Source organism: Ramlibacter sp. (assembly GCF_036676645.1).
Classification (GTDB): domain Bacteria; phylum Pseudomonadota; class Gammaproteobacteria; order Burkholderiales; family Burkholderiaceae_C; genus Ramlibacter.
Genome location: NZ_JAKFCM010000065.1, coordinates 21,130 through 47,731 on the forward strand (window position 1 = coordinate 21,130; position 26,602 = coordinate 47,731).

General features: G+C 70.9%; 21 protein-coding genes. 9 read left to right on the forward strand and 12 right to left on the reverse strand.

Annotation, left to right across the window (positions count from 1 at the left end; translation table 11 throughout):
- Positions 1-4: 4 nt before the first annotated feature.
- Both V6M57_RS09875 and V6M57_RS09880 read right to left on the reverse strand, forming a co-directional pair.
- Complete coding sequence (locus V6M57_RS09875; RefSeq protein WP_332814815.1) at positions 5-199, reverse strand: DUF3606 domain-containing protein; 195 nt, start codon at positions 197-199, stop codon at positions 5-7.
- Positions 200-398: 199 nt separating this feature from the next.
- Positions 399-1,169, reverse strand: coding sequence for a DUF72 domain-containing protein (locus V6M57_RS09880; RefSeq protein WP_332814816.1), 771 nt, complete (start codon positions 1,167-1,169; stop codon positions 399-401).
- Positions 1,170-1,249: 80 nt separating this feature from the next.
- On the opposite strand from V6M57_RS09880, the gene V6M57_RS09885 reads away from it, so the two are divergent.
- Together V6M57_RS09885 and V6M57_RS09890 are read left to right on the forward strand one after the other, a co-directional pair.
- A complete protein-coding gene (locus V6M57_RS09885; protein WP_332814817.1) occupies positions 1,250-2,722 on the forward strand; it encodes a M20 family metallopeptidase in 1,473 nt (490 codons plus the stop codon).
- Between the two features lie 70 nt (positions 2,723-2,792).
- Positions 2,793-3,674 (forward strand): alpha/beta hydrolase, encoded by an 882-nt coding sequence (locus tag V6M57_RS09890; protein ID WP_332814818.1) that lies wholly within the window; start codon positions 2,793-2,795, stop codon positions 3,672-3,674.
- Here V6M57_RS09890 and V6M57_RS09895 read toward each other — a convergent pair.
- Genes V6M57_RS09895 through V6M57_RS09905 form a run of 3 tightly spaced genes read right to left on the reverse strand, consistent with a single transcriptional unit; the run spans position 3,671 to position 6,686 of the window.
- Complete coding sequence (locus tag V6M57_RS09895; protein ID WP_332814819.1) at positions 3,671-4,849, reverse strand: MFS transporter; 1,179 nt, start codon at positions 4,847-4,849, stop codon at positions 3,671-3,673. The genes V6M57_RS09890 and V6M57_RS09895 overlap by 4 nt on opposite strands.
- Positions 4,846-5,577, reverse strand: a complete 732-nt coding sequence (locus V6M57_RS09900; RefSeq protein ID WP_332814820.1) for a 16S rRNA (uracil(1498)-N(3))-methyltransferase — start codon at positions 5,575-5,577, stop codon at positions 4,846-4,848. The genes V6M57_RS09895 and V6M57_RS09900 overlap by 4 nt, the downstream gene beginning before the upstream one ends.
- A gap of 11 nt (positions 5,578-5,588) precedes the next feature.
- On the reverse strand, positions 5,589-6,686 hold the full coding sequence (locus V6M57_RS09905; protein ID WP_332814821.1) for an aminoglycoside phosphotransferase family protein: 1,098 nt from the start codon (positions 6,684-6,686) through the stop codon (positions 5,589-5,591).
- A gap of 63 nt (positions 6,687-6,749) precedes the next feature.
- Between V6M57_RS09905 and V6M57_RS09910 the strand changes: the two genes are divergently transcribed.
- From V6M57_RS09910 to rsmA, 3 genes are read left to right on the forward strand one after another with little or no spacing between them, the layout of a single operon-like run.
- A complete protein-coding gene (locus V6M57_RS09910; protein ID WP_442968807.1) occupies positions 6,750-9,131 on the forward strand; it encodes an LPS-assembly protein LptD in 2,382 nt (793 codons plus the stop codon).
- A gap of 13 nt (positions 9,132-9,144) precedes the next feature.
- The gene (locus V6M57_RS09915; protein ID WP_332814822.1) at positions 9,145-10,494 is read left to right on the forward strand and encodes a peptidylprolyl isomerase; all 1,350 of its coding nucleotides are present in this window, start codon (positions 9,145-9,147) and stop codon (positions 10,492-10,494) included.
- Positions 10,495-10,497: 3 nt separating this feature from the next.
- Positions 10,498-11,316, forward strand: coding sequence for a 16S rRNA (adenine(1518)-N(6)/adenine(1519)-N(6))-dimethyltransferase RsmA (gene rsmA / locus V6M57_RS09920; RefSeq protein WP_332814823.1), 819 nt, complete (start codon positions 10,498-10,500; stop codon positions 11,314-11,316).
- Between the two features lie 188 nt (positions 11,317-11,504).
- Here rsmA and V6M57_RS09925 read toward each other — a convergent pair whose 3' ends face one another.
- From V6M57_RS09925 to speD, 6 genes are all read right to left on the reverse strand, one after another.
- Positions 11,505-11,933 (reverse strand): barstar family protein, encoded by a 429-nt coding sequence (locus tag V6M57_RS09925; protein WP_332814824.1) that lies wholly within the window; start codon positions 11,931-11,933, stop codon positions 11,505-11,507.
- Positions 11,934-11,979: 46 nt separating this feature from the next.
- Entirely contained in the window at positions 11,980-12,378 is a 399-nt protein-coding gene (locus V6M57_RS09930; protein WP_332814851.1) for a ribonuclease, read from the reverse strand.
- Positions 12,379-12,594: 216 nt separating this feature from the next.
- The gene (locus V6M57_RS09935; RefSeq protein WP_332814825.1) at positions 12,595-14,904 is read right to left on the reverse strand and encodes an NADP-dependent malic enzyme; all 2,310 of its coding nucleotides are present in this window, start codon (positions 14,902-14,904) and stop codon (positions 12,595-12,597) included.
- Between the two features lie 105 nt (positions 14,905-15,009).
- Positions 15,010-16,395 carry an aminopeptidase P N-terminal domain-containing protein gene (locus V6M57_RS09940; protein WP_332814826.1) on the reverse strand — a complete coding sequence of 462 codons (1,386 nt, stop codon included), beginning with the start codon at positions 16,393-16,395 and terminating at the stop codon, positions 15,010-15,012.
- Positions 16,392-17,072 (reverse strand): N-acetylmuramate alpha-1-phosphate uridylyltransferase MurU, encoded by a 681-nt coding sequence (gene murU / locus V6M57_RS09945; protein WP_332814852.1) that lies wholly within the window; start codon positions 17,070-17,072, stop codon positions 16,392-16,394. Before murU ends, V6M57_RS09940 begins: the two co-directional genes overlap by 4 nt.
- A gap of 14 nt (positions 17,073-17,086) precedes the next feature.
- On the reverse strand, positions 17,087-17,449 hold the full coding sequence (gene speD / locus V6M57_RS09950; protein WP_332814827.1) for an S-adenosylmethionine decarboxylase: 363 nt from the start codon (positions 17,447-17,449) through the stop codon (positions 17,087-17,089).
- Positions 17,450-17,544: 95 nt separating this feature from the next.
- On the opposite strand from speD, the gene tkt reads away from it, so the two are divergent.
- The 4 genes from tkt (at position 17,545) to V6M57_RS09970 (ending at position 23,439) form a co-directional block, all read left to right on the forward strand.
- The gene (gene tkt / locus V6M57_RS09955) at positions 17,545-19,635 is read left to right on the forward strand and encodes a transketolase (RefSeq protein WP_442968806.1); all 2,091 of its coding nucleotides are present in this window, start codon (positions 17,545-17,547) and stop codon (positions 19,633-19,635) included.
- A gap of 122 nt (positions 19,636-19,757) precedes the next feature.
- Positions 19,758-20,759 (forward strand): type I glyceraldehyde-3-phosphate dehydrogenase, encoded by a 1,002-nt coding sequence (gene gap, locus V6M57_RS09960; protein ID WP_332814828.1) that lies wholly within the window; start codon positions 19,758-19,760, stop codon positions 20,757-20,759.
- 108 nt (positions 20,760-20,867) lie between these two features.
- Positions 20,868-22,097: an adenylate/guanylate cyclase domain-containing protein gene (locus V6M57_RS09965; RefSeq protein ID WP_332814829.1), complete on the forward strand. Its 1,230-nt coding sequence runs from the start codon at positions 20,868-20,870 to the stop codon at positions 22,095-22,097.
- A gap of 64 nt (positions 22,098-22,161) precedes the next feature.
- Positions 22,162-23,439: a cytochrome P450 gene (locus V6M57_RS09970; RefSeq protein ID WP_332814830.1), complete on the forward strand. Its 1,278-nt coding sequence runs from the start codon at positions 22,162-22,164 to the stop codon at positions 23,437-23,439.
- 182 nt (positions 23,440-23,621) lie between these two features.
- Here V6M57_RS09970 and V6M57_RS09975 read toward each other — a convergent pair whose 3' ends face one another.
- A complete protein-coding gene (locus V6M57_RS09975; protein WP_332814831.1) occupies positions 23,622-26,564 on the reverse strand; it encodes a DNA topoisomerase III in 2,943 nt (980 codons plus the stop codon).
- Positions 26,565-26,602 lie beyond the last annotated feature (38 nt).

Sequence of the window (26,602 nt, forward strand, 5' to 3'; positions counted from 1 at the left end):
GCGGTCAGATCGTCAGGATGTACTCCTGCCCGTCGAGCAACTGCTCGACCTGGGCGGCATTGGGACCGACCTGCTCCACCGCTTCGCGCAGCTGCGTCTCGTTGCAGGTGAACCGCTTGGTCCACCAGCTCACCTCGCGGGGGTTGTCCATGTCGATCAGCCCGCGATTGGCGGGCACCGTTTCGAAATTGAAGGCCATGGCCTGATGCTCCGTTGAACCAGATTCTTTGACGGGCTCCATTGGGCCGTGTCGGCAAGGCTGCGCTTGCCCGCGACAGGCCAAAGCGGATGTCATCCGGCTCCTACGCTCGTGCCACATCGGCGTGCAGACGTAACGGCTCCACACGCGTGAGGCAGCGACGAAACAAGATGGCGCCGCTCGCGCGTGCGCTTTTCTGCTAGCCGGGGGCCGCGGGGCCCAGCCGCTGCAGCAGGGCCAGCGCGGCTGCAGGGGCGCGCTCCTTGGCGCCGTTGATGAAGAACACGAAGGCATCGCGCGCGGGCGGGCCGGCACTCCAGGCCCGCGCGCCGGCGGCCCACCGGTCCAGCGCCTCGGCCGGGTAGCCGGTGATGCGCTGCGACTCGCAGCGCATCAGGCGCAGGTAGGCGAACGGGGCCTCGCCGTCGGCAATGCCGGGATACTTCGGCGAGTCGGTGTGCACCGTGACGCATCCGTAGCGGCGTGCCAGCGCCAGGTAATCCGGTGTCTCGAAACTGGGGTGCCGCACCTCCAGCACATGGCGCAGCGCCAGGCTGCCCAGGCTGCGCGGCAGCAGCGCCAGGAAGGACTCGAGCTCGTGCGGGTCGAAGGCCTTGGTCGGCATCAGCTGCCACAGGATCGGGCCGAGCTTGTCGCCGAGCTCGTCGAGGCCGGAACCGAGGAAACGGTCGATCGCCTCGCGTGCGCTGCCCAGCTCGCGCCGATTGGTGGTGGAGCGGTGCGCCTTGATCGCGAACACGAAGCCGGCGGGGGTTTCCTCGCGCCACCTGGCGAAAGTCGCCGGCTTGAAGGTGCTGTAGAACGTGCCGTTGACCTCGACCGCCGTCAGGCGGCGGCTGGACCACTGCAGCTCCTGGTTGTGCGGCAGGCCGGGCGGGAAGAAGGTGCCGCGCCAGGGCTCGTAGTTCCAGCCGCCGACCCCGACATGGATGCGGCCCGTGCTGCTCATCGGCGGTCTCCTTTCGTTTGGCTCCACTTTATCCGCCGTCGTACATTGACGGGCCCGCCCGACCTCCGAGGGAAACACAAATGAACGCCCCCCTGCACCGCGAAATGCCCGCTGCCGCGCTCGACGCCGCCCGCGCGCTGTCGCATGCCAGCGAGCAATGGGACCGCGACATCGTCCGCCAGCTCACCGACTACATCGCCATCCCGGCCAAGTCGCCGGCCTTTGATCCCGACTGGGAGCGGCACGGCCACATCGAAGCGGTGCTGCGCAACGCCGCCGGCTGGGTCGAGGCGCAGAAGGTGCCCGGCCTGAAACTGGAGATCGTGCGGCTGCCCGGCCGCACCCCGGTGCTGTTCTTCGAGGTCGGGGGCACCCGGGCCGGCGCCGGCCAGACCGTACTGATGTACGGCCACCTGGACAAGCAGCCCGAGTTCAACGGCTGGCGTGCCGACCTCGGGCCGTGGACGCCCAAGTACGAGGATGGCCGGCTGTACGGCCGCGGCGGCGCCGACGACGGCTATGCGGTGTACGCCAGCATCGCGGCGGTGCAGGCGCTCAAGGCCCAGCAGGTACCGCACCCGCGCATCGTCGGCCTGGTCGAGACCTGCGAGGAATCCGGCTCCTACGACCTGCTGCCCTACGTGCAGGCGCTGCGACCGCGCCTGGGCGACGTCGGGCTGGTGATCTGCCTGGATTCGGGCGCCGGCAACTACGACCAGCTGTGGCTGACCACCTCGCTGCGCGGCATGGCCTCGGGCACGCTCAAGGTGCAGGTGCTGACCGAAGGCGTGCACTCGGGCGACGCCTCGGGCCTGGTGCCGTCGAGCTTCCGCATCCTGCGCCAGGTGCTGGACCGGCTGGAGGACAGCAAGACCGGCCGCCTGCTGCCGGCGAGCTTCCATTGCGAGATGCCGGCGGTGCGGCTGGAGCAGGCGCGGGCCACCGCGGCCATCCTGGGCGACGAGGTCTACAAGCGCTTTCCCTGGGCGCATGCCGACTGCGGCGGGGCCGGCCAGCCGGCGCTGCCCACCACCACCGACCCGGTGCAGGCGCTCGTCAACCGCACCTGGACGCCGACGCTGTCGGTCACCGGCGCCGAGGGCCTGCCGCCGCTGCAGGACGCCGGCAACGTGCTGCGGCCCTACACCGCGTTCAAGCTGTCGTTGCGCCTGCCCCCGCTGGTCGACGCCGCTGCCGCCGTCCAGGAACTCAAGGCCCTGCTGGAGGACAACGCGCCCTACCGGGCGGTGGTCACGTTCGAGCCGGGCGGGGCCGCCACCGGCTGGAATGCGCCGGACACCGCGCCGTGGTTCGAGCGCGCCCTCGACGCGGCCTCGCAGGCGCATTTCGGCGCCCCCTGCGGCTACATCGGACAGGGCGGGACCATCCCCTTGATGAGCTTGTTGAGCCAGGGATTCCCGGCTGCCCAGATGATGGTCTGCGGCGTGCTCGGCCCGCGCAGCAATGCCCACGGCCCGAACGAGTTCCTGCACGTGCCCTACGCCAAGCGGCTGACCGCGGCGGTCGCCCAAGTGATCGCTTGCATGCCGTGAGCCCAGCCGGTTGCGTCAGGGTCAGTGCCGATGGCGGTCGCCGTACGGCGGAGCCATGATTCGCGCCCCCATGACGCCGGACTCGACCGCCACCCTGTCCACCTTCACCGCCAGCGACGGCGACAACCTGGCCATTCACGACTGGCCGGTGTCCGAGGGCCAGCCGCTGCGCGGGGTGGTGGTGCTGGTGCACGGATTGGGCGAGCACGCGGGGCGCTACGAGCACGTGGCGCGGCGGCTCAACGACTGGGGTTTCGCGGTGCGCGGCTACGACCAGTTCGGGCACGGCGAATCGGGCGGCCCGCGGGGCGGACTGCCCAGCCCCAGCCGCCTGGTCGACGACCTGGCCGAGATGGTGCAGAGCGCCCGCACCCGCACGCCCGACGGCGTCCCGCTGATCCTGCTGGGGCACAGCATGGGCGGGCTGGTGGCGGCGCAGTATGCGGCCGCCCACCCGGGCTCGATCGATGCGCTGGTGCTGTCCTCGCCTGCGCTGGGCACCCGCGTGTCGGGCCTGCAGAGGCTGTTGCTGCGCGTCCTGACCCGGATCGCGCCCGACCTGCGCGTGGGCAACGGGCTGCAGACGCGCTGGCTGTCGCACGACCCGGCGGTCGAGCGCGCCTACCTGGAGGACCCGCTGGTGCACGACCGCATCAGCGCGCGGCTGGCCGGCCTCCTCATCGGCGGCGGACCGCAGGTGGTGGCGCAGGCGGCGCAGTGGAAGGTGCCGACGCTGCTGATCTATGCGGGGCGCGACCGGCTGGTGGACCCGGCCGGCAGCCGGGCCTTTGCGGCAGCGGCTCCCGCCCGATGGGTCAGCAGCCGCTGCTTCGAGGACCTGTACCACGAGATCTTCAACGAGCGCGATGCGCGGCCGGTGTTCGACTGCCTGCGCCAGTGGCTAAGCGCGCGCGTGCCGGCCGCGCCGCTGGACCTTCCGCAGGCAGCCTAGGCGGCGCCTTCCACCGGCGTGCGCCGCTCCCGCAGCGCCAGCCAGGCCAGCGCGGCAGCCGTCACCGCCACCGGCAGCAGCGATCCCCAGTTCAGCAGGCTCCAGCCCGAGGTGGTGACCAGCACGCCCGACGCCAGCGAGCTCAGCGCCAGCGTGGCCATGACGAAGAAGTTGAGTGCGCCCTGCGCCTTGTCGCGCTCCGCCGGCCGGTAGGTCGACAGCGACAGCGTGGTGCTGCCGGTGAACAGGAAGTTCCAGCCCACGCCCAGCAGGAACAGCGCCACCAGGAACTGGTGCAGGTCCACCCCGGACAGCGCCACCGCGATGCAGGCGACGTTCAGCGCCACGCCGGCGCCCATCACCGCCAGCGCCCCGAAACGCTTGATCAGGCTGCCGGTGAAGAAGCCGGGCGCGAACATGCCGATCACGTGCCACTGCAGCACCAGCGCGGCATCGCCGAACGGCAGGCCGCACTGCTGCATGGCGATCGGCGTCGCCGCCATCAGCAGGTTCATCACGCCATAGCTCAGGGCACCGGCCGCGGCGGCCACGATGAAGGCCGGCTGGCGCATCAGTTCGCCGAGCGGGCGCCCGGCCGACACGCTGGCCCGCGTGGGCGCCGGCGGGAATCGCAGGAAGGCCATCAGCGCCATGGACAGCAGCGCCACCACGGCCAGCGCCAGGTAGGCGCCGGCGAAGGGCACCGGGAACAGGTCGCGCGTGCGCGCCGCCAGGTTGGGACCCACCACCGCGCCCAGCAGCCCGCCGGCCATCACCAGCGAGACCGCCTTTTCCCGCGCCGGCGCGTCCACCAGTTCCGCCGCGGCGAAGCGGTAAAGGCCGGCATTGGCGTTGTAGTAGCCGGCCACCACGGTCGCCGTGCAGAGCAGCCAGAAGTCGCGGCTGAACGCGGCGTAGGCGCACAGCAGCGCCGCCAGCATCGCGACCACCAGCCCGGCCTGGAACGAAGCCTGCCGGCCCCAGCTCTGCTGGGTGCGGGCGACCAGCCCGGTGGACAGCGCCCCGCCCACCACGTAGCCCATCACCGGCAAGGTCGCCAGCCAGCCGACCGGCGCCAGCGCCAGCCCCACCAGGCCGTTGATGGCGATGAAGGTGACGTTGTTGGTCAGGTACAGGCCCTGGCAGGCAGCCAGCAGCCACAGCGAACGGTTCATCGGCCGGCTTTCGGCGCAGGCTGCGCCTGCAGGGTGAGGAGGGCGAGGGCCGCGAGCGGCGCCGTCTCGGCGCGCAGCACGCGCGCGCCCAGGGTCACCGGTTCGAAGCCGGCGGCCAGCGCCGCGGCTTCTTCCCGCGGCGACAGACCGCCCTCCGGACCGGACAGCAGCAGGAGGGGCGCGCCCGCCGGTGGCAGCGCCAGCGGCCGCGCCTCCGGCGCGAGCGAGAGGACCCGGCGCGTCATGCCGGGCGGCGGCTGCCACAGCGCCAGTTCGGCCAGCGGGTGGATGGCCGGCAGCCGGTTGCCGCCGCACTGCTCGCAGGCGGCGGCGGCAATCGCCTGCCAGTGCGCCTGCTTGCGGCCGGCACGCTCGCCGGCCAGCCGCAGCACGCTGCGCTCGGTCACCAGCGGCTGCAGGCTGGCTGCGCCCAGCTCCGCGGCTTTTTCCACCAGCCAGTCCATGCGCTCGTTGGCCGGCACGCCGACGGCCAGGTGCACGGCGGCAGCGGGCTCGCGCTCGATCGCATGGTGGCTGCCGACGACCACCTGGACGTCGCTGCGGCCCATGCGTTCGATGCGGGCCTCCCACTCGCCGCCTTCGCCGTCGAACAGCGTGACCGCATCGCCGGGCTGCAGCCGCAGCACCTGCACGTGACGGGCCGCGGCGGGCGGCAGCGCCAGCGAGGCGCCCTCGCGCAGCGGCCCCGGGCAATGCAGGCGCGGCATGGCCCGGGGCCTCAGATCCGGCCGAAGGCGTAGCCGCTGGCCGCCTCGGTGCCCTCGATCTGGTCGACCAGCCGCAGCAGCGGGGCCAGCTCGCGGTAGCGGGCGGCGGTGGCGCGGATGTAGCCGATGAAGCGCGGCGCATCGGCCAGGTACCTGGGCTTGCCGTCGCGCAGCGTCAGCCGCGCGAAGATGCCGGCCACCTTCAGGTGGCGCTGCAGGCCCATCCACTCCACCGCGCGGTAGAACTCGCCGAAGTCGGCGTCGACCGGCAGGCCGGCCTTGAGCGCCTTCTCCCAGTAGCGCACGGTGATGTCGAGCACGAACTCCTCGTCCCAGCTGAGGAACGCATCGCGCAGCAGGCTGGCGATGTCGTAGGTGACCGGCCCGTGCACCGCGTCCTGGAAGTCGAGCACGCCCAGGCGCTGCTCGTCCGGCCCGGCCGGCAGCATCAGGTTGCGCGGCATGAAGTCGCGGTGCACGTAGACCGCGGCCGAGGCCAGGTTCTGCCGCACGATGAGTGCGAAGGACTGGTCCAGTGTCTCGCGCAACCGGCCTTCCACCGCGACGCCGCGGTGGCGCGCCAGGTACCAGTCGGGAAACAGCGCCAGTTCGCGTGCCAGCAGGGCCTCGTCATAGGGCGGCAGCACGCCCGGCCGGGAGGCCCGCTGCCAGGCGACCAGGGCCTCGATCGCCTGCAGGAACCAGGGCCGGGCCGCGTCGGGCCGCTGCGGGTCCAGCGCCTCGATCAGGGTGTGCCGGCCCAGGTCGTCCAGCAGCATGAAGCCCTGCCGCTCGTCCCAGGCCAGCACGCGCGGCACGTGCAGGCCGGCTTCGGCCATCAGCCGGGCCACCTGCACGAACGGGCGGCAGTCTTCCCTGGCGGGCGGCGCGTCCATCACGATGCGGCTGCCCTGCTGGCCGTCCAGGCGCAGGTAGCGACGGAAGCTGGCATCGGCAGAGGCCGGGCGCAGGGTCGTGGGATCGAGGCCGTGCGCCGGGGCGACCGCCTGCAGCCACGCCCGGAAGGCCTGCTCGCGATGGGGGTCGTCCCAGTGCACGGCGGCGGCCGCGCCGGCGCCCGGCGCCGGGGGGGAAAGGGGGTCGCTCATGGATAATCCATTCTACAAACGCCCCTGCGCCCGGCCCTGCGGTTGCTGCGCGGTTTTCGCTCGATCGCACACGCCTTGAACCACCGGATTCCGCGCACGCCCTTCAGGCTCGCACCCCTCGCGCTGGCCGCCGCCGGCCTCCTGCAGGGCGCGGCGGCCTGGGCGCAGCCGGCGGCGCCGCTGCCGCTCGAGCCCTCGCCCATGCTGCGCGAGGACATCCCCGAGCAGGTCCGCCGGCAACTGCCCACCTTCGTGTTCGGCGACCGCGTGCAGGGCCGCCCCGACCTGGACACCACGGTCGAGGGCCATGCCGAACTGCGCCGCGGCGACACCGTGATCAAGGCCGACCGGCTGGAGTACTGGCAGCCCGACGACCTGGCGAAGGCGCGCGGCAACGTGCGCATCAATCGCGCCGGCAACGTGTTCGAGGGACCCTACCTCGAGCTGAAGGTGGATGCGTTCGAGGGATTCTTCAGCCGGCCGGAGTACCGCTTGCTGCGCAACGACGCGTACGGGCAGGCGGCGCGGGTGGACTTCCTGGACGACCAGCGCTCGGTCATCCGCGACGCGACCTACACCACCTGCCAGCGCGAGGACTACCCCGGCTGGATGCCCGCCTGGCTGCTGCGTGCGGGCAACATCCGCATCGACCAGGAAGAGGAGGTCGGCTACGCCACCGACGCCCTGCTGACCTTCCACCAGGTGCCGATCCTGCCGATCCCGCAACTGAGCTTCCCGCTGTCGGACAAGCGCAAATCGGGGTTCCTGCCGCCGCTGGTCGGCGTGGACAACATCAACGGCATCGAGTACCGCCAGCCCTACTACTGGAACATCGCCCCCAACCGCGACGCGACCTTCCAACCCACGCTGATGAGCAAGCGCGGCATCGACCTGGGCGCCGAGTTCCGCTACCTGGAGGCGCGCTACAGCGGCGAGGTGCAGGCCAACCTGATGCCCAGCGACCAGCTGCGCGACCGCGCGCGCTGGGGCTACAAGTTGCGCCACGACAGCACGGTGCCGATCGGGCTCGGGCTGGGCGGCAGCACCGCCCTGTACCTCAGCCTGAACCGGGTCAGCGACGACGACTACTGGCGCGACTTCTCGCGCGCCACCGGCTCGCTGACGCAGCGGCTGCTGGCCAACGACGCCCTGCTGCAGTGGACCAACGACGACGGCCGCCTGTACCTGTCGGCGCGTGCGCTCAAGTGGCAGACGCTGCAGGACGTCACCGCGCCGATCACCCCGCCCTACGACCAGGTGCCGCAGCTGCTGGCGCGCTACACGCGGCAGGACCTGCCGCTCGGGCTGGAGGGTTGGGTCGAGACCAACACGACCCGCTTCCAGTCGGTCTCGCGCCTGACCCGGCAGCCGAACGCGCAGCGCAGCTACCTGCTCGGGCTGCTGGAGCGGCCCTGGCAGGCACCGGGCTGGTTCGTGATCCCGCGCGTGCAGCTGCACAGCACCCAGTACAGCTTCGATGCGCCCCTGGTCGACGGCAGCCGCAGCGCGGACCGCACGCTGCCGATCTTCAGCCTGGACAGCGGGCTGGTGTTCGAGCGCCCGGCGCGCTATTTCGGGCGCCGCTTCCTGCAGACGCTGGAGCCGCGCGCGTTCTACGTCTACACGCCGTTCCGCGACCAGTCCCGGCTGCCGAACTACGACTCGGGCTTCAACGACTTCAATTTCGCGACCGTCTACACCGAGAACTCGTTCGGCGGCCACGACCGGATCGCCGACAACAACCTGCTGACGGTCGGTGCGACCACGCGCCTGATCGACCCCGACACGGGCGCGGAGAACGCCAAGTTCAGCGTCGCCCAGCGCCTGCGCTTCAAGGACCAGCGGGTCACCCTGCCGGGTGGCACCGCGATCAGCGAGCGGCTGTCGGACATCCTGTTCGGGGCCACCCTGAACTGGAATCCCCGCTGGATGCTGGACACCACCGTCCAGTACAACCCCAAGACCCGCCGCTCCGAGCGCGTCACGCTCGGCGGCCGCTACAACCCCGGCAACTACCGCATCGTCAGCGCCGCCTACCGGTTGCAGCGCGGCCAGTCCGAGCAGATCGACGTCGGCTGGCAATGGCCGCTGAACGACCTCTGGGGCGACCGCGGGCTGGACCTGGGACCGGGCCGCGGGCAGGGCGGCGGCCGCTGGTACTCGGTCGGCCGGCTGAACTTCAGCCTGAAGGACCGGCGCGTGGTCGACACCGTGATCGGCCTGGAGTACGACGCCTGCTGCTGGCTCGGCCGCGTCGTGCTGGAGCGGCTGCAGAGCAGCACCAACTCCTCCAGCAAGCGCATCATGTTCCAGCTCGAATTCGTCGGCTTCAGCCGGCTCGGTTCGAACGCCCTGGGCACGCTGCGCCAGAATATCCCGCGCTACCAGCTGCTGCGCGACCGCGATGCCGTGGTGCCGCCCAGCCGCTTCACCCGTTACGAGTGAGACCATCGCCGCCATGACCTTCCGCGCCCTCGTCCTCGTGCTGGCCGGCGCCGCCGCGCTGTCCATGCCCGCCGCCGCGCAGCTGCGCGCGACGCCCCAGCTCGGCAGCCCAGCGCCGGCGCGCGCACCGGCCGGTCCGCGCCCGGCCGACTACATCGTCGCCGTGGTCAACTCCGAGCCGATCACCAACAACGAAGTGCGCACCCGCCTGCTGCGCTTCGAGCAGCAGCTGGCCCAGGAAGGCGCCGCCATCCCGCCGCGCCAGGAGCTCGCCGGGCTGGTCCTGCAACGCCTGATCAGCGAGAAGGCGCAGCTGCAGCACGCGCGCGAGACCGGCCTGCGCGTCAGCGACGCCATGGTGGACCAGGCCGAGGAGAACTTCGCCCGCCAGAACGGCATGGGCGTCGCGCAGTTGCACCGCCGGCTGGCCGCCGAGGGCGTCGATCCCGCCGCCTTCCGCGAGGACCTGCGCAACCAGCTGCTGCTGTCGCGGCTGCGCGAGCGCGAGGTCGAGCAGCGCGTCAAGGTGACCGACCAGGACGTCGACCAGTTCCTGCGCGAGCAGGCCGGCGATGCCGCCCCGGTCGAACTGAACCTGGGCCACATCCTGGTGGCCGTGCCGGAGAACGCCGGCGAGCAGCAGCTGCGCGAGGCGCAGGCCAAGGCGCGGCGCGCGCAGGAGCGCGCCCGCGCCGGCGAGGACTTTGCCGGCCTGGCGCGGGAGCTCTCCGACGCGCCGGGCGCGGCCGAGGGCGGCCAGATGGGGCTGCGCAGCGCCGAGCGCTACCCGACGCTGTTCGTGGAGGCCGTGCAGTCGCTGCCGCAAGGCGGGGTCAGCGGGGTGCTGCGCTCGGGCGCCGGTTTCCACGTGCTCAAGGTGCTGGAGCGGCGCAAGGCCGGCCTGCCCGGCGCCACCGTGACCCAGAGCCATGCGCGGCACATCCTGCTGCGGACGGGGCCGCAACTCACCGAGGCCCAGGCGCGCGAGAAGCTGGCCGATTTCAAGCGCCGCATCCAGTCGGGCCAGGCCGATTTCGCGCAGCTGGCGCGCGAGTTTTCGCAGGACGCCAGCGCGCAGCGCGGCGGCGACCTCGGCTGGACCAACCCCGGCATGTTCGTGCCGGAGTTCGAACAGGCCATCGACGCGCTGTCGCCCGGGCAGATCGCCGACCCGCTGGTGTCGCGCTTCGGCGTGCACCTGGTGCAGCTCATGGACCGGCGCGCCGCCCGCTTGAGCGAGCGCGAGCAGCGCGAGATGGCGCGCAACGTCCTGCGCGAGAAGAAGCTCGACGAGGCCTATGCCCAGTGGGCCCAGGAGGTCCGCGGCCGCGCCTACGTCGACCTGCGCGAACCGCCCACCTGAACCTTGGACCGCACGCACCGGCCCCGCAAGCGCTTCGGCCAGCATTTCCTGGCCGACCTGTCGGTCGTCGACGCCATCGTGCGCGCGATCGGGCCGAAACCGGGGCAGGCCATGGTGGAGATCGGGCCCGGCCTGGCCGCGCTGACGCAACCCCTGGTCGAGCGGCTCGGACGGCTGGCGGTCATCGAGCTCGATCGCGACCTGGCCGCCCGCCTGCGCCGGCACCCGCAGCTGGACGTGGTCGAAAGCGACGTGCTCCAGGTGGATTTCGCCGCGCTGGCCGCGCGGCTGGGCGCCGAGCGGCTGCGGGTGGCCGGCAACCTGCCCTACAACATCTCGACGCCGATCCTCTTTCACCTGCTGGGGTACGTCGGGGTGGTGGAAGACCAGCACTTCATGCTGCAAAAGGAGGTGGTCGACCGCATGGTGGCGCGGCCGTCGACGGCCGACTACGGGCGCCTGTCGGTGATGCTGCAGTGGCGCTACGAGATGGAGGACGTGCTGTTCGTGCCGCCGTCGGCCTTCGAGCCGCCGCCCAAGGTCGACAGCGCGGTGGTTCGCATGGTGCCGCGGTCCGAGCCGGCTGCCGTCGATCCGGCCTTGCTGTCCGAACTGGTCCAGGTGGCCTTCAGCCAGCGCCGCAAGTTGCTGCGGCACACCCTGGGCAGGTGGCTGGCGGGCCAGGGTTTCGCCGGCGAGTTCGACGTCCAGCGCCGTGCCGAGGAAGTCGCGGTGGGCGAATACGTCCGCCTCGCACAGGAGGTGCAAAAGAAAGGCCCCGCAAGGCGGGGCCGTCCGGGTTGCCCGCCTTCGCGGGAATGAAGCGCGCTACGCCGCAGCGAGCCAGTAGCCCGCGTTGAACGGGCTGCTCATGCGCAGCGCGAGGGGCGAGACGTCCACCAGCTTGTCGGTGGGCATCTTCTCGCCGTTCTCGGTGACGGTGGGCGCCGCAGCATCGGTGCCCTGGGCCTCGTTCGCCCGTTCTGCCTGGCCAGCTTGTGCAGAACGGGCTACAGAAAAGAATAGAAGCACCGGAACGGGATCTTGCGGTCGCTCCAGTAGTCGGCGGTGTCGCGGAAGATGTCGAGCAGCTGCTCGCGCGCTTCCTTGTCGAACTTCGCGGTGGCCGGGATCTGCTCGAGCACCACGACGAAGCCGGGCTGCGGGCCCGACTTGTGCACGGGGTCGGTCATGCAGTCGTACAGGGCGTCGAAGTTCTTGCCGAAGTGCGCCGGCAGCATGAACTGCTGGGCGATCAGGTCCAGCACGTCCTGCTTGCTCTGCGCTGCGGCCAGGTTGGCATAGAGGAAGTGCTGGCCGAGCGAGCGCGCCGTATCCTGCAGGTCCTGCACGCGGAACGCGCGGATCGACTGCACGATGTTGCTGCGCACGCCCCGCAGGGGCGTGTCGCTGATGTCGGTGCGAAGGGGTTTATCCATCTCCGCGTCTCTTTCCATGGCTGTCAAAAACAGGTCCCGCTTCATCTCAGGGCTCCACGATCTTGCGAAAACTGGCGTAGTGGTCTGCGGTGTAGTAACAAGCATCCGGCAGCCGGGGCGGCCCGCCGCACACGATGCGCCGGGCACCCCGGTCGCGCGATCCCGGCGTCTTCACGGTGTACTCGCGCCAGTAGCCGCGCTTGCCGGGCGGCAGCAGGCGCTCGCGGTTGAAGAACACCGAGCCGTCCTTCGGGTAAGGGAACGGTCCGCCCTGGCGGATCAGTTCGAACGTCTCGCGGCCCTGCCGCGGCAGCTCGGACACCGAGACCGTGGCCTCTGCGGGGCCGTGCACCGGTCCCCTGGCTGCCGCCGGAGCGGTTCCGGTGAGCGCGGCGGCCAACAAGTAGCTAGTGAGCGCAAACTTGAAAGCAGCGGCGCGCGCCATGAACAACTACGGACCTTCTGGGTGACCTTCGGACGCCATCCGGGATCCGCCTCCGGGCCCTGTGGCCCTCGGGGTTAACCCGGAAAATCAAGGTGGCTAGTGTGAACCAAGCCGTCACAAAAGGCAAGCGGCTGCCCAATTTTTGGGCAGCCACAAAGGCCTTTTCCGGCCGCCCCGACGGTCGGCTAAGTTGGTACCCGCTATCTGTGTAGGCTTTTAGCGGATTGCGTTGGCGTCGGCGACGGTCAGGGCCGTCATGTTGACGATCCGGCGCACGGTCGTGCTGGCTGTCAGGATGTGGACGGGCTTGGCCGCGCCCAGCAGCACGGGGCCGATGGCGATGTTGCCGCCGGCCGCCGTCTTGAGCAGGTTGTAGGCGATGTTGGCCGAGTCGATGTCGGGGCAGACCAGCAGGTTGGCGTCGCCCGCCAGCGTGTTGTGGGGCATCAGCCGGTCGCGCGCGGCACCGTCCAGCGCCACGTCGCCGTGCATCTCGCCGTCCACCTCCAGCCAGGGCGCACGGTCGCGCAGCAATTCCAGGGCCTCGCGCATCTTGACGGCGCTCGGACGGTCGCTGGAGCCGAAGTTCGAATGCGACAGCAGCGCCGCCTTGGGCTTGATGCCGAAGCGCATCATTTCCTCGGCCGCCATGACCGTGATCTCGGCCAGCTGGGCGGCCGTGGGCTCGTAGTTGATGTGGGTGTCGACCAGGAACAGCTGCCGGCCGGGCAGCATCAGCCCGTTCATGGCCGCGTAGGTCGCGGCGCCCTCGCGCCGCCCGATCACCTGGTCGATGTAGCGCAGGTGGATGTCGGTGGTGCCCCAGGTGCCGCAGATCATGCCGTCCACCTGGTCCTTGTGCAGCAGCATCGAACCGATCAGCGTCAGGCGGCGCCGCATCTCGATCTTGGCCATCTGCTGGGTCACCCCCTTGCGGTCCGCCATGCGGTGGTAGGTCTGCCAGAAGTCGCGGTAGCGCTCGTCCTGTTCGACGTTGACCACGTCGTAGTCCTGGCCCTGCTGCAGGCGCAACCCGAACTTCCGGATGCGCTGGGCAATGATGGCCGGCCGGCCGATCAGCGTGGGCCGGGCGATGCCCTCGTCGGCCACGATCTGCGCCGCCCGCAGCACCCGCTCTTCCTCGCCTTCGCAGAACGCCACCCGCTTGCGGCTGGCCGCCTTGGCCGCCGCGAAGATCGGCTTCATGGTGGTGCCGGAGGCGTACACGAAGCTCTGCAGCTTCTCGCGGTAGGCGTCCATGTCGCGGATCGGGCGCAGCGCCACGCCGCTGTCGGCTGCCGCCTGGGCCACCGCCGGCGCGATCTTCATCATCAGCCGCGGATCGAACGGCTTGGGAATCAGGTACTCGGGCCCGAACGCCAGCTTCTGGCCGGCGTAGGCGGCCGCCACCACCTCGCTCTGCTCGGCCTGCGCCAGATCGGCGATCGCGTGCACTGCGGCGATCTCCATGGCGTCGGTGATGGTCGTCGCACCGCAGTCCAGCGCGCCCCGGAAGATGTAGGGGAAGCACAGGACGTTGTTGACCTGGTTGGGGTAGTCGGTGCGGCCGGTGGCCAGGATCGCATCCGGCCGCGCCGCCTTCGCGTCGTCGGGCAGGATCTCCGGATTCGGGTTGGCCAGCGCCAGGATCAGGGGGTCGCGCGCCATCTTGCGCACCATCTCCGGCTTGAGCACGTTGCCGGCCGACAGGCCGAGGAAGACGTCGGCCCCTTCGATCACCTCGGAGAGCGTACGCGCCGGCGTCGCCTGCGCGAACTGCGCCTTGTCCTCGTCCATCAGTTCGGTGCGGCCCTGGTAGACCACGCCGGCGAGGTCGGTGGCGAAGATGTTCCGGCGCGGCACGCCCAGCTTGAGCAGCAGGTTCAGGCAGGCCAGCGCCGCAGCGCCGGCGCCCGAGGTCACCAGCTTGACCTGCGCCAGTTCCTTGCCGACCACCCGCAGGCCGTTGAGGATGGCCGCGCCGACCACGATGGCGGTGCCGTGCTGGTCGTCATGGAACACCGGGATGCGCAGGCGTTCGCGCAGCTTGCGCTCGACGTAGAAGCAGTCGGGCGCCTTGATGTCCTCCAGGTTGATGCCGCCGAAGGTGGGCTCCAGCGCGGCGATCACTTCCACCAGCCGGTCCGGGTCCTTCTCGTTGAGCTCGATGTCGAATACGTCGATGCCGGCGAACTTCTTGAACAGCACGCCCTTGCCTTCCATCACCGGCTTGGCGGCCAGCGGGCCGATGTCGCCCAGCCCCAGCACCGCGGTGCCGTTGGTCACCACGCCCACCAGGTTGCCGCGCGCGGTGTAGCGGAACGCCTCGGCCGGGTCGCGCACGATCTCCTCGCACGGGGCCGCCACGCCGGGCGAGTACGCCAGCGCCAGATCGTGCTGGTTCAGCAGCTGCTTGGTCGCGTGGAGCGCGATCTTCCCGGGTGTCGGGTGCTCGTGGTATTCGAGGGCGGCCTGGCGCAACTCGGCGCGGCTGGCGGCCGAGTACTGCGATTCGATCGGGGGCATGCGTTGTTCTCCTCTTGTGCGGGGGCCGCCGCGCGGGCATCGGGGCCGCGATTGTAGGCGGGCCCTACGTGGAAACCCCGGTAGGGGTTCCTGCGTATGCGTGGGTCAGGCCCGCATCAGCGCCTCGATTTCGTCCGGCCGGACCGGCACGCCGCGCGTGATCAGCTCGCAGCCGCCCTCGGTGACGATGGCGTCGTCCTCGATGCGGATGCCCAGGTTGTGGAAGCGCTCCGGCACGCCGTCGGCCGGCCGCACGTACAGCCCCGGCTCGATGGTCAGCACCATGCCCGGTCGCAGGATGCGGCTGGGCCGGTTCTTGATCACCTCGCCGGACAGCGGGTCCTTGCGCTCGCTCACCTCGCCCACCTCGGACGGCTCCACGTAGCTGCCGCAGTCGTGCACGTCCATGCCCAGCCAGTGGCCGGTGCGGTGCATGTAGAAGGCGAAATAGGCGCGCTGCTCGATCACGTCGTCGACGCTGCCGACCTTGTTGCGATCGAGCAGGCCCAGGTCCAGCAGGCCCTGGGAGAGCACCTTGACGGTGGCCTCGTGCGGGTCGTTGAAGCGCGCGCCGGCGCGGGTGGCCGCCACCGCGGCGTCCTGCGAGGCCAGCACCAGCTCGTACAGCGCGCGCTGCGCGCCGCCGAAGCGCCCGTCGGCGGGAAACGTGCGGGTGATGTCGCTGGCGTAGCCATCGAGCTCGCAGCCGGCGTCGATCAGCACCAGCTCGCCGGCGCGCACCGGCGTGTCGGCGGCGCGGTAGTGCAGCACGCAGGCGTTGGCGCCGGCCGCAACGATGGAACTGTAGGCCGGGAATTGCGAGCCGCCCATGCGGAATTCGTGCAGCAGCTCGGCGTCCAGGTGGTACTCGCGCACGTCGCGGCCCTCGCGCAGCCGGCGCGCCGACAGCTGCATGGCGCGCACGTGGCCACGCGCGCTGATCTGCGCCGCGCGCCGCATGGTGTCCTGCTCGTGGGCGTCCTTGACCAGCCGCATCTCGTCGAGCACGGCGCACAGGTCCTCCTGCCGCTCGGGGCACAGGGCGCCGTAGCGCACCCGCGACCGCACCCGGTTCAGCCAGCCGCCCACGCGCGCTTCCAGGCCCGGGTGGATGGCGAACGGATACCAGACCGCCGCGCGGTTTTCCAGCAGCGGCGGCAGCAGCGACTCGAGTTCTTCGATCGAGTGCGCGGCCTGCACGCCCAGGGTCTCCGGCGCAGCGGCGGGGCCCAGCCGGTAGCCGTCCCAGATCTCCCGCTCCAGGTCCTTGGGCGCGCAGAACAGCGTGCTGGCGCCGTCGCCGCCGATCACCAGGAAGGCGTTCGGCTCGCCGAATCCGGTCAGGTAGTGGAAGTAGCTGTCGTGCCGGTAGGGAAAGTCGCTGTCGCGGTTGCGCGGCCGCTCGGGCGCGGTCGGCACCAGCGCGATGCCGCCGGGGCCGATCGCGTCGGCGACGCGCGCGCGGCGCTCGGCATAAAGGGTCTTGTTCATGCTGCGTTGAGTTGGGCCAGCCGCTGCGGCGTGCCGACGTCGGTCCAGTCGCCGGTGTACAGCTCCGCGCTGACCTGCCCATTGTCGGCCGCCTGCCGCAGCATCGGGGCGAGCGGGACTTTCGATCCCGCCGGGTTGCCCGCCGGCAGGCCGGCGAAGAAGGCCTTGCGATACAGGCCGATGGTCGAATAGGTGAGCCGGCCTTCGGGCGCGTTCGACAGCAGCCCGCCGGCCGCGATGGCGAAGTCGCCGGCCGGGTTGTGGCCCGGATTGGGCACCAGGTACAGGTGGGCCAGCCGCGGGCCCTCGGCAAAACGCCGCAGCGCCTGATGCGCGAATTCGAAGCCCGGCACGAAAACGTCGCCGGCCAGCACCCAGAACACCTCGTCCAGCAGCGGCAGGGCCCTCGCGATGCCGCCGGCGGTCTCCAGCGCGCCGCCGAAGTCGTGCCCTTCACGAGACCAGGCCAGCCGCAGCGGGCCGTGGCCGTCGCCATAGCGCTGCTCCAGCTGTTCGCCCAGCCAGGCGGTGTTGATCACCGCGCCCCGGTAGCCGGCCCGGGCGAGCGCGTCCAGGTGCCAGCCGATCAGCGGCCTGCCGCGCACCGCCAGCAGCGGCTTGGGGCAGGCATCGGTCAGCGGCCGCATGCGCTCGCCGCGTCCGGCGGCGAGCACCATGGCCTGCGCCGCCGTCACTCGCCGCCCCCGCGGTCGAGCGAACGCTGCTCGGTCCACTGCGGCTGGAAGCGTTGCACCAGCGCCTGCATCAGCCCGCGTGCCTTGGCCGGGAGATCTTCCTGCGCGTCCGACAGGCACACGTCCACCATCACGCCGCGCTCCTTCGGCCAGGTGTGCAGCAGGACGTGCGAGCCGGGCAGCAGCAGCGCGGTGCTGGCGCCGCCCTCGGCGCCGGGGCACGACAGCTCACGCTCGACCGGCAGGCCGATGGCCTCGGCCGCCTGGCGCGACCACCGTCCGAGCTGCTGCGGCTCGGTGAGCCAGTGCGCGTCGCAGCGGCACTGGTAGAGATCGGCGGTGAGGTGCAGGCCTCGCATGCGTTCGACTGTAGACGAAGGCGCCCCGCATTCCGGCACCGGCGAGCGCCCCGACCTCAACCGCTAAAATTCCGGGTTTCCCCCTAGCCGCGCCCATGTCCCTCCACTCTGCTGTTTCCGCCCCGGCCGAACCTGTCGCCGGAGCGAAGCTGGACGCCGTCCAGATGGCCAACGCGATCCGGGTCCTGTCCATGGACGCCGTGCAGCAGGCGAACTCGGGCCACCCGGGCGCGCCCATGGGCATGGCGGACATCGCAGTGGCCCTGTGGCACCGCCACCTGAAGCACAACCCGGCCGACCCCCACTGGTTCGACCGCGACCGCTTCGTGCTGTCCAACGGCCATGGCTCGATGCTGGTCTATTCGCTGCTGCACCTGACCGGCTACGACCTGCCGCTGCAGGAGCTCAAGCGCTTCCGCCAGCTGCACAGCAGGACGGCGGGGCACCCCGAAGTGGGCGTCACGCCCGGCATCGAAACCACCACCGGGCCGCTCGGACAGGGGCTGACCAATGCGGTGGGCATGGCGCTGGCCGAGAAGCTGCTGGCGGCCGAGTTCAACCGCGACGGCCACGTCGTCGTCGACCATTTCACCCATGTCTTCCTGGGCGACGGCTGCCTGATGGAGGGCATCAGCCACGAGGCGTGCGCCCTGGCCGGCGCCTGGAAGCTGAACAAGCTGGTGGCCGTCTACGACGACAACGGCATCTCCATCGACGGCCAGGTCTCGCCCTGGTTCATCGACGACACGCCGGCGCGCTTCCGCGCCTACGGCTGGAACGTGGTCGGGCCGATCGACGGCCATGACATCGACGCCGTGGATCGCGCCATCGCCGATGCCCGCCGGGGCATGGGCGGCAGCGCCGAGCGGCCGACCCTGGTGGTGGCGCGCACGCAGATCGGCAAGGGCAGCCCGAATCGCGTCAACACGGCCAAGGCGCACGGGGAAGCGCTGGGGCTGGAGGAAGTCAAGCTCACGCGCGAGGCGCTGGGCTGGCCGCACGATCCGTTCGTGGTGCCGCAAGCGGTGTACGACGCCTGGGACGCCCGGGCCCGGGGCCGGGCCGCCCAGGCCGAGTGGGAAGCGCGCTTCGCCGCCTACAAGGCCGCCCATCCCGAAGCCGCGGCCGAATTCCAGCGCCGCATGAAGGGCGAGCTGCCGCGCAACTTCGCGCAGGTGGCGGTGGACGCGGCCGTGGCCGCGCACGCCAAGGCCGAGACCGTGGCGTCCCGCAAGGCCTCGCAGCTGGCGCTGGAGGCCTTCACCGCCGCGCTGCCCGAGCTGCTGGGCGGCAGTGCCGACCTGACCGGCTCCAACCTCACCAACACGAAGAGCACCCCGCCGCTGCGCTTCGACGCCGCCGGCAACGTGCGGCGCGACGATCAGGGGCGCATCGGCCGCCACATCAACTACGGCGTGCGCGAGTTCGGCATGGCGGCCATCCTGAACGGCGTTGCGCTGCACGGCGGCTATATCCCCTATGGCGGCACCTTCCTGACCTTCAGCGACTACAGCCGCAATGCCATCCGGATGGCGGCGCTGATGAAGCAGCGCGTGGTGCACGTGTTCACGCACGACTCGATCGGCCTGGGCGAGGACGGCCCGACGCACCAGGCGATCGAGCACGCGGCCAGTCTGCGGCTGGTCCCCAACCTGGACGTCTGGCGCCCGTGCGACACGGCCGAGACGACCGTGGCCTGGGCCGTTGCGCTGCAGAACATGGACCGGCCGACGGCGCTGCTGCTGTCGCGGCAGAACCTGCCCTACGCCCCCAAGGCCGGCCTGGAAGACATCAGCAAGGGCGGCTACGTGCTGGCCGAGCCGACCGAGGTGGGGCTGGCGCGCGCGCAGGCCGTGATCATCGCCACCGGCTCGGAGGTGCAGCTGGCGCTCAAGGCGCAGGAACTGCTGGCGCAGGACGGCATCGGCGTGCGCGTGGTGTCCATGCCCAGCACCACCACGTTCGACCGCCAGAGCCGTGCCTACAAGCAGGAAGTGCTGCCGGCAGCGCTGCCGCGCATCGCCGTGGAGGCCGGGGTGACCGACTTCTGGTGGAAGTACGGCTGCGCCGCCGTGGTGGGCATCGACAGCTACGGCGAATCGGCGCCGGCCAACGTGCTGTTCAAGCACTTCGGCTTCACGCCCGAGAACGTCGCGGACACGGTCCGCACGGCGCTGGCGCGTTGAACCATGGCCCGAACGAGGCCTTGCCCGCAGCTCGACAAGCAGCCGGTGGGCAAAATCGAATCCTTCGGCGCAGCCGCGACGGCGTCCGCCGAGCGCATTTGTCCAACCATCGGGAAAGCAAGATGACCATCAAGATCGGAATCAACGGATTCGGCCGCATCGGGCGCATGGTGTTCCGCGCGGCGGTGCAGAACTTCAACGACATCGAGGTGGTCGGCATCAACGACCTGCTGGAGCCCGACTACCTGGCCTACATGCTGAAGTACGACAGCGTGCACGGCCGCTTCAAGGGCGAGGTGTCCGTCGACGGCAGCACGCTCGTGGTCAATGGCAAGCGCATCCGCCTCACGGCCCTGAAGGATCCCGCCGAGCTGAACTGGGGCGCGATCGGCGCCGAGCTGGTGGTCGAGTCCACCGGCATCTTCCTGACCAAGGAAGGCGCGCAGAAGCACATCAATGCCGGCGCGAAGAAGGTGATCATGTCGGCGCCGTCCAAGGACGACACGCCGATGTTCGTGTTCGGCGTCAACCACAAGACCTACAAGGGCGAGGCGATCATCTCCAACGCCTCGTGCACCACCAACTGCCTGGCGCCGGTGGCCAAGGTGCTCAACGACAAGTGGGGCATCAAGCGCGGCCTGATGACCACGGTGCACGCTGCCACCGCCACCCAGAAGACCGTGGACGGCCCCAGCAACAAGGACTGGCGCGGCGGTCGCGGCATCCTGGAGAACATCATCCCCTCCTCCACCGGCGCGGCCAAGGCGGTGGGCGTGGTGATCCCGGAGCTGAACAAGAAGCTGACCGGCATGTCCTTCCGCGTGCCGACCTCCAACGTCTCGGTGGTCGACCTGACCGTGGAGCTGGACAAGCAAGCCAGCTACAAGGAGATCTGCGCCGAGATGAAGGCGCAGAGCGAGGGCCCGCTCAAGGGCATCCTGGGCTACACCGAGGACAAGGTGGTGGCCACCGATTTCCGCGGCGATGCGCGCACCTCGATCTTCGACGCCGACGCCGGCATCGCGCTGGACGGCACCTTCATCAAGGTGGTCAGCTGGTACGACAACGAGTGGGGCTACTCCAACAAGGTGCTGGAGATGGTGCGGGTCGTCGCCGCCCGTTGATCGTTCGTCAGAACGGATGAAGGACGCGCCCGCCCGGGCGCGTTTTTTCTGGCCCCCCGTCTTATCGTGCCGCACCGCCCGCCCGTGCGCGGGCCGGCCAGGGGGCGCATGGACGATCCGGCATTCCGCCAGTGGCTCACCCGCAGGAGCTGGAGCCTGAGCGTGCGCTACTGCAAGGTGGTGGCCCTGCTGCTGCCGCCGGCCGCGCTGGCGACCGACGTGCCGCTGCTGCGCGCCGGCGGGCTGGACGGCATCGGCTGGCTGATCGCCTGGCAGCTGAGCGCCGAAGCGATCTGCCTGGGGCTGATCGCCGCCGACCGGCTGTGGCCGGCGCTGTGCACGCGCGAGGCGCCGCTGCACGCCTTCTGCACCCTCTTCATCGGCCTGTGCACCTGGATCGGCATGGCCGACGGCGGCCTGCGTGGCGACTTCTCGATCTATGCCGCCGGCATGACCTTCGGCGCCGCCGTCGCGGCCACCCCGCGCCGCATCCGGCAGCCGCTGTATGCCGCCAGCCTCTTCGCCATCGCGGTGCCGGTGTGGCTGCGCGAAGGCGGCGACCCCGTGCGGGTGGCGGCGGGCCTGGTCAACCCGTTCTGCGTGGTGATGCTGTGCCTGTGGCTGGACCGGTTCACCTGGTCGCGCGATCGCGCGCTGTATGCCGAGACGCAGCGGGCCGAGGCGGAGCGCGCACGGGCCGACGCGGTGCTGTACAACGTGCTGCCGCAGGCGGTGGCCGAGGAGATCAAGCGCCAGGGCCGGGTGCGGGCGCGCAAGTTCGACAACCTCGGCGTGCTGTTTGCCGACATCGCCGGCTTCACCGGCTTCGCCAGCCGGCTGCCGCCCGATGCGCTGGTGCTGGTGCTGGACGAGATCTTCTCGTCCTTCGATGCGCTGGCGCAGAAGCACGGCGTCGAGAAGATCAAGACCATGGGCGACGCCTACATGGCGGTGTCGCAGGGTGGGGTACCGGCGCTGTGCCGCCTGGCGCTGGACCTGCGCGCGGCGCTGGAGCGCTACAACCACGCGAACGGCACTTCGATGGCCCTGCGCATCGGCATCCACGCCGGCCCGGCCGTCGGCGGCGTGCTGGGCGCGCAGCGTTTCCTCTACGACGTGTGGGGCGATACCGTCAACGTCGCCAGCCGGCTCGAGTCGGCTGGCCGCGCCGGCAGCATCCAGGTCAGCGAGGCGGTGGTGCGGCAGGCCGGCGAGGGTTTTGCCTTCACCGCCCGCGGGCTGGTGGAACTGCAGGGCCGCGGGCGCGTGCTGACCTACTGGCTGCTCGGCCAGGCGCGAGCGGCCGAGCAGGCAGACGGCTGGGCCGAGGCGGCCTGACGGCCCCGTAGCCGCGGGGTGTGCCGCGCCGGCGCGCCGGGTATGCCGCTTGCCCGCGTCGGGCATGTTCCCCGCTATCGCCCAGGCGCCGTCGCTGCGGCGGATACCAGCGGTGCCGGGCTGGGAGCACTCGCTCCAGTTTCTCGCCGACCCGTACCGGTTCATCGCCCGGGAGTGCCGCCGGCTGGGCAGCGACGTGGTGCAGGCCCGCCTGCTGCTGCAGCCGGCCTTGTGCCTGACCGGCCCGCATGCGGCCGCACTGTTCCAGGACGGCTCGCGCATTCGCCGTGACGACGTCGGGCCGGAGGCCGTGAGGGCCGGCCTGTTCGGCAAGACCGGGGTGCAGGGCCTGGACGGGGCCGAGCACCTGCACCGCAGGCGGTTCTTCGAGGCCGCCTGCGGGCCGCTGCCGACGGCCGCGCTGCTGGCCGAGGCGAGTCGCCAATGGGGCCAGCTGATGCCCCGCTGGCGCGTGCTGCCCGAGCTGGTCCTGTACGAGGCCGCGCAGGAGTGGCTGGCCAGGTCGGCCTGCGCCTGGGCCGGAGTGCCGCTGCCGGAGCAGGACGTGGTGCGGCGGACCCGGCAACTGGCAGCGCTCTTCGACGGCGCCGCCTCGGGCCTGGCGGCGCGCCTGCGCGCGGGCCGCGCCCGCGCCGAGGCGCAAAGCTGGCTGGCCGGGCTGGTCCAGGCGCACCGCAGCGGCACCGCGGCGCTGCCGCGTCCCTCCCCGGCTGCCGCGGCGGCGGCCCTGCAGGATGGGCACGGACAGCCGCTGCCGCCGCGGGTGGCGGCTGCGGAACTGTTGAGGCTGCTGCGGCCGATCGTCGCCGTGTCGGTGTTCGTGGTGCTGGCCGCGCACGCCCTGCATGAGCATGCCGACTGGCGCGACGCCCTGAGGTCCGGCCGCGAGCGCGACCTCGAAGCCTTCGTGCAGGAGGTTCGCCGCTTCTATCCCTTCTTTCCGGCGGTAGCGGCACAGGCCTGCCGCGAGTTCGTCTGGGAAGGCTGGCATTTCCCGGCCGGCATGCGCGTCATCCTCGACCTGTACGGCACCAACCACGATGCCCGTGCCTGGCCGCGCCCGCACGAGTTCCGCCCCGAGCGCTTCTTCGGCGCCATCCCCGGCCTGTTCGACTTCGTGCCGCACGGCGGCACCCGACCCGGCGACCCGCACCGCTGTCCCGGCGAGGGCCTCACGCTCGCGTTGATGAAGCTGGCGCTGCGGCAACTGGTGTCGCAGGTGCGCTATCAGGTGCAGGACCAGGACCTGCGCCTGCAGATGGACCGGCTGCCGGCGCTTCCCAGGGACCGCTTCGTCATCGGGCGCCTGGCGCCCGCCTGAAGGGGCGTGCGCCAGCGGCCTTCGAGGCAACCGCGCCCTTGCCATAGGGGCATTCCAATGCCGGCCATGGACACGGCCGGCGACGTCGGCCGCGCCAGGTGAGCGCGCTGCGGCCCATGGAGCCGCCGCCGGAAGTCGCCGCGCTGCTGCGCTGGGCCCGGGAGGCGGCCTGACCCGGTCGCCTACGCGAGGTGCTTGCCGACGATGCCGGCCAGCTCGAACATGGTCACCTGGGGCTTGCCGAACACCGCTTGCAGCCGGGCGTCGGCGTTGATCGCGCGCTTGTTCTGCGCATCCTGCAGCCCGTGGGCCTTGATGTAGTCCCACAGCTTGCGGATCACCTCGGTGCGCGGCAGCGGCTCGGGCCCGATCACCGCTGCCAGCTCGGGGCTGGGCGTCAGGCCGGGTCCGGCCTTGCGCGGGGCCTTGGTCTTGGCGACGGCCTTCCTGGCCGCGGGCTTGCCGGCGGCGGCCGGCGCCTTCGCCGCGCCCTTCTTCGCCGCCGTCTTGCCCGCGTACTTGGCCGCGGGTTCGCGGGCGGCCTTGCCGGCCGCGCCCCGGCGCGGCGGGAACTTGCCCTCGCGCGGCTCGAACTCGAAGTTGACCTTGCCGGCCTCGGCGTCCCAGGCCAGGAACGCCTTGAACGGGCGGCGGGTGCGCATGGACACGAACTTGTCCAGCAGGTCGGTCTTGCCGGTGGCCAGCAGTTTCGCCATCTGCTCGCGCTCGATCGGCTGCTGCAGGATCACCTGGCCGCTCCTGAAGTCGCAGCTGGGGGTGGGCTGCGTGGCGGTGGGCACCGAGTGCTCGCAGACGTAGTTCTTACCCCACTCGAACACGTTGCCGCCACACTTGGGGCAGCGGCCGAGCGCCTGCTGCCCGCCGAAGTCGACCAGCTCGCCGGTCTCGGACGGGTTGGCCTCGTCGCCGAAGTCGAACTCCAGCTTCCAGTTCTTCTCCTCTTCGTCGAACCTCAGCGCGATCTCGGCGGTGAACGGCCAGCCGGCCTTGGAGCGGAAGCCCTCCAGCGGCCCGAGGCGCTTGTCGCGCAGGAACTGCTCGGCCTCCTGGACTTCGAAGGCGCGCCCGGCCGGGATCTTGGTGAAGGAAAAGCCGCAGGCATCCTCGCCCGTGCCGCTGCGGCCGGTGCAGGCGTAGCGGCGGTAGTTCTCGCGCACCACGCCGCCGCAATTCGGGCAGGGCGTGGCCAGCGTGGCGTAGTCGCCGGGCACGGTGTCGCGGTCGTACTCCTTGGCCTTCCGGACGATGTGCCGGGTCATCTCGGCGATCTCGCGCATGAACGCCTCGCGCGACAGCCGGCCGTGCTCCATCTGGGCCAGCTTGTATTCCCACTCGCCGGTCAGCTCGGGCCGGGTCAGCTCCTCCACCCCGAGCCCGCGCAGCAGCGTCATCAGCTGGAATGCCTTGGCCGTCGGGATCAGCTCGCGGCCCTCGCGCAGCATGTATTTCTCGTTGATCAAGCCTTCGATGATGGCGGCGCGGGTGGCCGGCGTGCCCAGGCCCTTCTCCTGCATGGCATCGCGCAGCTCCTCGTCCTCGATGTTCTTGCCGGCGGTCTCCATCGCCCCCAGCAGCGTGGCTTCCGAATAGCGTGCCGGCGGGCGGGTCTTGAGGCCGCGCGCCTCCACCGACTCGGTGCGCACCATCTCGCCGGTTTGCACCGGCACCAGCGTGCGGCTGCTTTCGTCGGCGGCATCGCCGGAGTCGGCTTCCTTGCCCCAGATCGCCAGCCAGCCGGGCTTGACCAGCACCTTGCCGTCGGTGCGGAAGCTGTGGCCCACCACCTGGCTGATGCGCGTCGTCACCAGGTACTCGGCGCTGGGGAAGAACACCGACAGGAACCGGCGCACCACCAGGTCGTACAGCTTCTGCTCGGCGTCCGACAGGCCGTGCGGCGCCTGCAGGGTGGGGATGATCGCAAAGTGGTCGCTGACCTTGCTGTTGTCGAATACCCGCCTGGTCGGCTTGACGTACTGGTTGTCCAGCGCCTGGCGGGCGAATGGAGCCAGGTGGCCCATGCCGCTGTCGGCCAGCATGCCCATGGTCTGCTGGACCGTGCGCAGGTAGTCCTCGGGCAGGTGCTTGGAGTCGGTGCGCGGGTAGGTCAGCGCCTTGTGCCGCTCGTACAGCGACTGCGCCAGCGCCAGCGTGGTCTTGGCCGAGTAGCCGAATCGGCCGTTGGCATCGCGCTGCAGCGAGGTCAGGTCGAACAGCGGCGGTGCCGCCCGCGTCTGCGGCTTCGACTCCTCGGTGACGGTGGCGGCCTTGCCGCGCACGGCCTCGGCAATGGCCTGCGCCTCCTTCAGCGACCAGACCCGGTCGGCCTTCTGCTCCGGGTCTTCCGGGTTCTTCTTCCATTTCGGGTCGAACCACTTGCCCGGGTACTCGCCGGCCTCGGCCAGGAAGCCGGCGTGGATCTCCCAGTAGTCGCGGCTGACGAACTTGCGGATCTGCTCCTCGCGCTCGACCACCACCGCCAGCGTGGGCGTCTGCACCCGGCCGACCGTGGTGAGGAAGAAGCCGCCGTCGCGCGAGTTGAACGCCGTCATGGCGCGCGTGCCGTTGATGCCGACCAGCCAGTCCGCCTCCGATCGCGAACGCGCCGCCGAAGCCAGGCCTTCCATCTGCCGGTCGGTGCGCAGCTGCTCGAAGCCGTCGCGGATGGCCTGCGGCGTCATCGATTGCAGCCACAGCCGCCGCACCGGCTTGCCCAGCGGCTTGTCGCCACCGGCGTACTGCTCGATCAGGCGGAAGATCAGCTCGCCCTCGCGCCCGGCGTCGCACGCGTTGACCAGCTCGGTGACGTCCTTGCGTCTGGCCAGTCGCACCACCGCGTTGAGCCGCGACCGGGTCTTGTCGACCGGCTTGAGGTCGAAGTAAGGCGGGATCACCGGCAGGTGGGTGAAGCTCCACTTGCCGCGCTTGACATCGAACTGCTCGGGGGCCTGGATCTCCACCAGGTGGCCGACGGCGCTGGTGACGACGAAGCGCTCGGCCTCGAAGTACTCGTCGTGCTTGTCGAACCTGCCGGCGACCGGCGCCAGCGCGCGCACGATGTCCTGCGCCACCGAAGGCTTCTCGGCAATGACCAGAGTCTTTCCCATGTTCCTACAATCCCGGCTCTTTCCACGCGCGCATACGC